Raw genomic sequence first — 5,511 nt, 5'->3', positions numbered from 1 at the left:
CAATGAGTAGAGCCAGAATCTGTCAGGATGGGAGAAGCTTATGATCCGCTCACCGAAAGCTACGAACCTGCAGGCTATCATGATGTTGATGTTGGCCATCGGGATCACGAACCATGTCTTCATCATACCGGCCTTGCTGCAAATCGCCAAACGGGATGCTTGGTTTTCCGTGATCCTGTCCGCCGTGCCATTTGCAATTGTAGTTTGGCTTACTTACTACGCTTCGTCCCGGATTGGAACCCAACCTCTCCCCGATTGGATTCGCCATCGACTGGGCCGAATTCCTGCTTTTGGATTTCGCTGGGTGATCACCGTCTTCTTCTTCACTACGGCGTGGTTCAGTTTATACGATACCGTCATGTGAATGAAGGTGACGTTTCTGCCCTACACTCCGGTTATAGCAGTTCGTCGATCTTGATGCTGCTATGTTTCGTTGGAGCATTGAAGGGCATAAAAACGATCGCGGTGACCTCCGGTATCTTGCTGCCGCTTGTCGTCTTGCTCGGCTTCTATGTCGCGATCGTCAACATCGAATTTAAAGATTACAGTCTGCTGTTCCCTCTCTTGGAACAAGGATGGATTCCGGTTTTTAAAGGAGTATGGTACGCCTGTGCCGGGTTGTTTGAGATCTTCTTTGTCTTCTTTCTTCAACCCTACCTAAAGACCCCGTTAACCCGAATTCAGCTACATTGTGTTCAGTCTGATCCTGTTTGGTTTGACGCTGGTCCCCCTGACCGGCGCGATTGTCGAGTTTAATCCGTTTGAGGCGGTGATCCAACGTTATCCAGCGTATGAGGAATGGAGAATTGCCGGTTTTGGCAAATACGTATCGCAAACCGATTTCTTCTCGATTTATCAATGGTTGTCCGGCAGCGTGATTCGCATTTCCTTTGCGCTGATCGTCATCGCAGACATGTGGAAGAAGCCCCCCCGCTGGAGACCTACGTTGCTCGCCGTTCTCTCGTTCATCCTGATCTTACTTAGCTGTTACACCATGACCGACATCATGTTTCAGCATCTGATGATTCGTTACATATTCCCGATTAACGCCTGTTTCCTGCTGTTCATGACGCTCTTCATTCGTGCTGCCGCTTTATTCAGAACACACAGGAAAGGAGGATCCACATGAATACCAGCGATCGGCCATCCGGCCAACAATCAAGCAAGATAGACATTCCGTACCTGATCAATTATTTCCAGCCTTCTTCCGATGTCAAGCTTCGCCCGTTTGCTGCCGGAATGGAATCAGGGCATGCGATCACGTTAATCTATTGTGAGCCAATGACGGATTTGAAACAGCTAAACGAGGTGATCTATCCCCGGCTTGCTGATCTGTGTCGGGACCAGGCCAACCTCGAGATTGACGAACTTGGACGTAATCCCTATTTACCGTTAAATCGGATCGAAGAGTCGGACTTGCTGCATCATCTTACTCTTCAAGTATACTCCGGCAAGTTGGTTCTCTATTTCGAACATAACCAGACCTTCTTCAGCTGCGATATCTCAAATCCGCCGGGCCGTTCCCCCGAAGAAGCCAGCACAGAATCAGCCGTCAAAGGAGCCCGTGACGGCAGGCGCAAAATATCAATTTTATCACCGCATTGGAGGTCGATTATGAGAGTGGCCGTTTTATCATCTATGCCCAGCTGCTCGACTTTTCTGATATCGCGAAACAAGAGGGGGCAGTTGAAACGGGACATGGGGAGGTTTGGATCGGAAAAAGCGAAGGGAAGACGATCGACGAGGCTTTGATCTCGCTCTATCCCGTCTCCCAGCAACGAACGTCCTGGACACATGTGCGAACGATCATTTTTTCCAAAGCGCTGCTGGACGAGCATTTACCCGAAGCTGTCAACGGCTTGATCCAAACCCGTGATCTTCGGTACACGTCTTGGGTATTTGGCACCGACCAGAAATTACCCGACGTATTAAAGAGCATCTCCCTGCTGAATGAGTCGGTGCTCAATTCAGCACTGCTGGACCCGGAAGAATTATTTAAACTGTATTCTTACGTCGAGCCCCTCCGACTAATCAAACTGATGGACGGCGTGAAGGAACCTGCAGTGACAAAGCTGTTACCCTTGGTCAGCTGGACCGAAGGGGTCTGGAAGGGGGATAGCGAACCTACCCCTCAAGTTAAGCTCGTTGGCGCATATGCCATCGCGCAGGGCAGAAACCGGGGACAGGTTGATTCGGAAATGCTTCAGGGGGCTAGATACGTGGAGTTCCGACGAATGATCAGCTTCCCCTTGCCCTTAGTTCTAGATGAAGGTTCCCCGGTAACGATCAATATCGCTCATCGCGATCCGGACATTCAAATCGGTCCGGGAAACGACCCGATTCGAGTTAATTTGAATGTGCGTGCTAAGGCCTATATCTCAGAATTAGCGGCGGACAGCGGAATGACCTCCGCCCGCCTCCGTGCTGCGGCCGAAGAGACGATTGAACGCGAAATCAGGCGTTCCTTCGACGCGGCGAAGGCAAAGCAGATCGATCTATACAATCTGGAAGAAAAGCTCTACCGCCATGATCAGGTACGTTGGAAGAAGCTTCATTCCCAAGGAAAGTCTCTAATTTCCATCATGGATTTGGATCAAGTCCAGGTCGAGGTCAACCTAATCCACTCCTCCTCTCATAAGAGACTTGGGTCTGGTTCACAAGTTTCTCGAAGGTCTGATCCGCCGTTTGTTTTCCGTCAATGGCAAGTTGAAGCTCCTTCTCCAAGGTTCCATAAAATTTACCGATAAATGAAGACGATAAAACACTTGGCAATATCCCGGGATTGATATCCAGATTTTGTTGCCAGAATTCCTCCAAGCTCACTCCACTATATTGGTTCATATGACTTTTGAGTGTCGACACACTTTTTGGAAATGAATTATATTCATCAGCTACTTGCTCATCCATCAGCACTTTTATGATTTGCCATGCCAATTCCTTATTTGCTGATTTTTCTGGAATAGATAATACTCGATCGAAAAAAACACTTCTACTTTCATCTCTTTTCTTCAAATTCACCGGCTTAGGTACAAATCCCTAAGAAAAATTAGCGTTAAGATGTAATTTATCGATGAATTGAACACTTCCATCTAATAATAGAGCTGCCTTTCCTTGAATAAACTGGTTATCTTTAATTTATGAGTAAATCGTAAGATCGTCCTTGAAACTCTTTTTGCAGACGAAGCAGCGATTTCGTACATTTGAAGAAGACTTCAATGTCCCAACGCATGGCGTAAATCTGAATCACTTCTTCTACGGTCAGCGTAAGGTCTGTCATCAGAATGGCTAACCATTCGTTCTTGTTTGTGCGATGGCGGACAAACACTACGTGTATGGGAATCCCGCAAGCAAGCTCGGTTCGAATGGACCGAAGAATATGGCGTTTCTTACTGTCCACACGCGGCGCGGCGGCGTACAATTCCTTTAACGACAGCTTTCGACCTTGAACCAGAAAACGTTTGTTATCGTTCTTGACCATTCCGATCACGTGAAGCCCTCGCTTCACGACTTCACCGATGAGTGGTGCATGCGTAAACCAACTGTCCATCAGGATTGGTTTTACAGCGAGGAAGGACAGCTTGCCCACAATTTCGGAGTGCTCGGCCTTACGTATACGATGGAGAACAACGAGCCGAAATATACGGATTTGATCATGAAGGACGCGAAGCATTCGCCGCTGCTCAAAATGTACGAGCTCGGCCATCCCGAACTCGCCTATCAATGGGATATTCGCTATGAGAATGCGATGGTGACGCCGAAAATCGAGAAAATCCGCGACTCCATCACGCCGTACATCAAGGACAAGTACCCGCTCACGCTTTCGTTCACGCAGGAGGAGCGCGATGTGCTGAACGCCAGGCTGACGGAAATGACGACCTACAAGGAGGAAATGCTGAACAAATTCATCATGGGAGCGGAGCCGCTCGACAAATTCGACGACTATGTGCAAAATATCGAGAAAATGGGCCTGGACCAAGTGCTGAAAATTCAGCAGGCCGCGTACGAACGTTATTTGAAAAGATAAGTTCATAAGCGAAACCGCTGCTCTGATGAACGGTACGCCAACGGTTACACAACCTCTCACCGTTGGAGGCGCAGTTCGCGTTCGGGCAGCGGTTTTTGCGGCTAAGTCCCCGATTACAAGCTGCCGGGAGCGCAGCAGGCTTTATATTTCTTGACGCTGCCGCAAGGACAAGGCTCGTTCCGTCCCGGAGGCTTGCCGTTCAAATAAAGGCGCACATTGCGGGTGAACAGCTCCTGGCGAAGCTGACGGCCGAGCCGCTCCATTCGCTCATGCGTATACGCATATACCTGCCTGTAGCTCTCGCAGAAAAAATCCGGGCCGGCCTGGACGGCTCCGCCTTCGGGCCCCTGCAGGCGGTTTCGCGGACAGCCGCCATAGCATAGGCGCAGCCATTCGCAGGTGCGGCACGAGTCCGGCAGCGTCGGCTTCATGCGGCGGAAGCGCTCATAGTTCGAATGGGACAGCACGTCCTCAAGGGAATCGCTGCCGACGTTGCCGATCTTCCATTCGTCGCTGATGAAGAAGTCGCACGGATAGGCGTCCCCATTCGGCTCGAGCACGAGGCTGGCCGGGCACTCCGCCCGGTGGACGCACAGTTCGGCCTCCCGGTTCATGTAGACGCTAAGCATATTGTCGAAGAAGCGGATGGACAGGTCTGGGCGGCCGTCCCGATACCAGTCGTCGAAAACCTCGCAGAGGAAGTTGCCGTACTCGCGCGGGGTAATTTCGTATACGCCCGGCTGGTCCACTCGCTGGGATCTGAAATCCATGCAGGGAATGAACTGAATGTAATCGAAGCCGTTGTCCCGGTAAAAGGCCATCAGCTCTTTGGCCTTGCCGACATTGCCCTTATGGACAACCGTCAAAATATTAAAATCGACGCGGTGCCGCCGGAGATGCCGGATGCCGGCCATGACGCGGTCGAAGCTGCCTTTGCCGGCCGCATTTACCCGCCGCGCATCGTGGATCTCCCGCGGGCCGTCGAGACTGACGCCGATGAGGAAGCGGTACGCTTGAAAGAACGAAGCCCACCGGTCGTCGATGAGCGTGCCGTTGGTCTGCAAGGAATTGCTGATGATCGTACGCGGCGGGGCGTGCAGCGCTTGCAGGCGCACAACCTGCTCGAAAAACGCATGCCCGGCCAGGAGCGGCTCTCCGCCTTGCCAGGCAAAGACAACGGCTCCGCGGCTGACCTTCATATAATTCCGGATGAAGGTTTCCAGCACAGAGCTGTCGATCCGGTTGATATTCGGACCCGGCTTGCCTTTGCAGGTGCTGTAATAACAGTAATCGCAAGCCAGGTTGCAATCCTCCGACACGGTTTTCCACATCACCGTCACGGCGGAGTGACGGTTTGTCGCGCGGCGTTCCGACATATTGAATCCTCCCCTGTCCATGTTATCTTCAAGATAACACCCTCACCTAATTACTGTCAAAATAAAAAAAAGTTTTGTTGAAATATGGAGTTTGTTGGCAAAATATATTCC

At 50.9% G+C, this 5,511-nt stretch carries 7 protein-coding genes and 1 pseudogene; 5 read left to right on the top strand and 3 right to left on the bottom strand.

What is annotated here, in order from left to right; genetic code table 11:
- The first annotated feature begins 40 nt into the window (after positions 1 to 40).
- Complete coding sequence (locus POTG_RS18495; protein ID WP_036646196.1) at positions 41 to 364, top strand: GerAB/ArcD/ProY family transporter; 324 nt, start codon at positions 41 to 43, stop codon at positions 362 to 364.
- A 59-nt stretch (positions 365 to 423) separates the two neighbouring features.
- On the opposite strand, the gene POTG_RS18490 is transcribed toward POTG_RS18495, so the two are convergent.
- Entirely contained in the window at positions 424 to 651 is a 228-nt protein-coding gene (locus POTG_RS18490; protein WP_036646195.1) for a hypothetical protein, read from the bottom strand.
- A 40-nt stretch (positions 652 to 691) separates the two neighbouring features.
- On the opposite strand from POTG_RS18490, the gene POTG_RS18485 reads away from it, so the two are divergent.
- Genes POTG_RS18485 through POTG_RS18480 form a run of 3 tightly spaced genes read left to right on the top strand, consistent with a single transcriptional unit; the run spans position 692 to position 2,747 of the window.
- The gene (locus POTG_RS18485; protein WP_009226379.1) at positions 692 to 1,129 is read left to right on the top strand and encodes a hypothetical protein; all 438 of its coding nucleotides are present in this window, start codon (positions 692 to 694) and stop codon (positions 1,127 to 1,129) included.
- Positions 1,126 to 1,752: a spore germination protein gene (locus POTG_RS24975; RefSeq protein WP_232282347.1), complete on the top strand. Its 627-nt coding sequence runs from the start codon at positions 1,126 to 1,128 to the stop codon at positions 1,750 to 1,752. The genes POTG_RS18485 and POTG_RS24975 overlap by 4 nt, the downstream gene beginning before the upstream one ends.
- Positions 1,635 to 2,747 carry a Ger(x)C family spore germination protein gene (locus POTG_RS18480; protein WP_442852592.1) on the top strand — a complete coding sequence of 371 codons (1,113 nt, stop codon included), beginning with the start codon at positions 1,635 to 1,637 and terminating at the stop codon, positions 2,745 to 2,747. The genes POTG_RS24975 and POTG_RS18480 overlap by 118 nt, the downstream gene beginning before the upstream one ends.
- Before the next feature lie 389 nt (positions 2,748 to 3,136).
- On the opposite strand, the pseudogene POTG_RS18475 reads toward POTG_RS18480, so the two are convergent.
- A pseudogene (locus POTG_RS18475) lies at positions 3,137 to 3,550 on the bottom strand (transposase); the annotation flags it as partial.
- Between POTG_RS18475 and POTG_RS18470 the strand changes: the two are divergent.
- Entirely contained in the window at positions 3,527 to 4,024 is a 498-nt protein-coding gene (locus POTG_RS18470) for a hypothetical protein (RefSeq protein WP_198136233.1), read from the top strand. The pseudogene POTG_RS18475 and the gene POTG_RS18470 sit on opposite strands and share 24 nt — an antisense overlap.
- Positions 4,025 to 4,137: 113 nt before the next feature.
- Here POTG_RS18470 and POTG_RS18465 read toward each other — a convergent pair whose 3' ends face one another.
- Positions 4,138 to 5,400, bottom strand: a complete 1,263-nt coding sequence (locus POTG_RS18465; protein ID WP_009226375.1) for an anaerobic sulfatase maturase — start codon at positions 5,398 to 5,400, stop codon at positions 4,138 to 4,140.
- Positions 5,401 to 5,511 lie beyond the last annotated feature (111 nt).

The sequence above is a fragment of the Paenibacillus sp. oral taxon 786 str. D14 genome, assembly GCF_000159955.1.
GTDB lineage: Bacteria > Bacillota > Bacilli > Paenibacillales > Paenibacillaceae > Fontibacillus > Fontibacillus phoenicis.
Note: the sequence above shows the minus strand (reverse complement) of the source record. Positions and strands in the feature narration are given on the sequence as shown.